Origin of the sequence: Moorena sp. SIO3I8, assembly GCF_010692325.1 — a bacterium.
Lineage (GTDB): Bacteria > Cyanobacteriota > Cyanobacteriia > Cyanobacteriales > Coleofasciculaceae > Moorena.
In genome coordinates this window covers 1-1,358 of record NZ_JAAHHW010000404.1, presented here as the reverse complement: position 1 = coordinate 1,358, position 1,358 = coordinate 1, and the positions used below count along the sequence as shown (strand labels likewise).

Below are 1,358 nucleotides of genomic sequence, written 5' to 3'. Positions count from 1 at the left end.
CGATATAACTTAGTATCACTTGGTATGAATCACGATCATGGTGGTCTTGCACCATGACTGAGACAAAATTAATTTTAATAAAATTAAAATTAATTTTATCAGTTATTCTGAGTTTACTGACTAGAACTCGCTAACAGCTGCAGATCAGGTGCATCCTGATTTTGCTAGTTCATTCCCTGAGGTAATGGTGAAAGAAGGCTGACAGGCTCGCCTAAACTGTGTTTTTGTCCATTTAGCATGTACCCCTTCTTCTCTACTCTCAAAGGTTGTGCATAAAATTTAGCTAGAGCAAGTTGAAAGAAAAAGGCTGGATTACCGAGTAAGTAGCGAGCTGCCAGACGTTTGGGTTCACGGGATAAACGATAAAGCCACTCTCCACCAAGATTGGAAATAAATTCTGGACAGTCAGGAACCAAACCTGCCAATCGGTCGATCACTGCACCACAAGGCATGAACACATTGACATTAAGACGACTACGATGCTGCCAAATCCATTTTTCTTGAATTGGCATACCCATGCCTACCAATAAAATATTAGGTTTTGTGTGGTTAATTTTATTAATTATCTCTTGATTTTGGCTGGGGTCTTCTTTATCACAATATCCGTGGTGACCATTGACAATAATATTGGGGTATTGTTGTCTAAGGTTAGTAAGGGCTGTTTCTAGATGCTTAGGCTTTGACCCCAGCAGAAAAATTAACAAGCTATTTTGGTTAACATTATCCAGCAATTTTGGCAGTAATAGTGTGTAATAAGCGCGGTATTTTAGTGATAAATTGTACCCCATAAACTTAAGGGCTTTTAAGATACCCATACCGTCACAATGGGCGATTTATGCACTTTGGATAAATTCATAAAACCAGGGTAGCTCCATCGAAAGATTAAAACTATGTACGTTATAGTTAGCTACGGTTATTTTTCTGTCTTCAACGCAAGCGGCATGAATGGCATCTACAATCCTAGGGACGGTTACACAAGATATTCTACGCTCTAGCAAATGTACATTAATAGCAGGTAAATAATCTAATTCATTCAGTTGATTTTTTCTGGCCATTGCCGTAATAGTTAGAGTAGTGATTATTTACAGTATTGCTACCGGCTGTCCGCGATCGCGTTTTCATGATGTCCAAATTATGAATAAGTTATGTGTGTCCATCACAAGTAGGACTTACCCAGGTTATCGAGAAATTAAGGTTTTAGCCAATAGGGAACTTCGGCTCTGGAAAGAACCGGGAATAGGGAATTACAGCAGTTTTACAGATCTGATTTTACAGATCTGAGTGGGTCAGTCTTGAGGAGGTAAAAGGCTTGTATGCTTGGATGGTATCCCCCCATTACCCCCCTAAAAAAGCCGGGA

Annotated in this window: 3 protein-coding genes; 1 reads left to right on the top strand and 2 read right to left on the bottom strand. The window is 39.5% G+C overall.

Going from position 1 to position 1,358, the window contains the following annotated elements; translation table 11 throughout:
- Positions 1–164: 164 nt before the first annotated feature.
- Both F6K51_RS37385 and F6K51_RS37380 read right to left on the bottom strand, forming a co-directional pair.
- On the bottom strand, positions 165–833 hold the full coding sequence (locus F6K51_RS37385) for a WecB/TagA/CpsF family glycosyltransferase (protein WP_293031264.1): 669 nt from the start codon (positions 831–833) through the stop codon (positions 165–167).
- Positions 834–1,055: a hypothetical protein gene (locus F6K51_RS37380; RefSeq protein WP_293031260.1), complete on the bottom strand. Its 222-nt coding sequence runs from the start codon at positions 1,053–1,055 to the stop codon at positions 834–836.
- A gap of 19 nt (positions 1,056–1,074) precedes the next feature.
- Between F6K51_RS37380 and F6K51_RS37375 the strand changes: the two genes are divergently transcribed.
- The gene (locus tag F6K51_RS37375) at positions 1,075–1,281 is read left to right on the top strand and encodes a hypothetical protein (protein WP_293031257.1); all 207 of its coding nucleotides are present in this window, start codon (positions 1,075–1,077) and stop codon (positions 1,279–1,281) included.
- Positions 1,282–1,358: the final 77 nt, after the last annotated feature.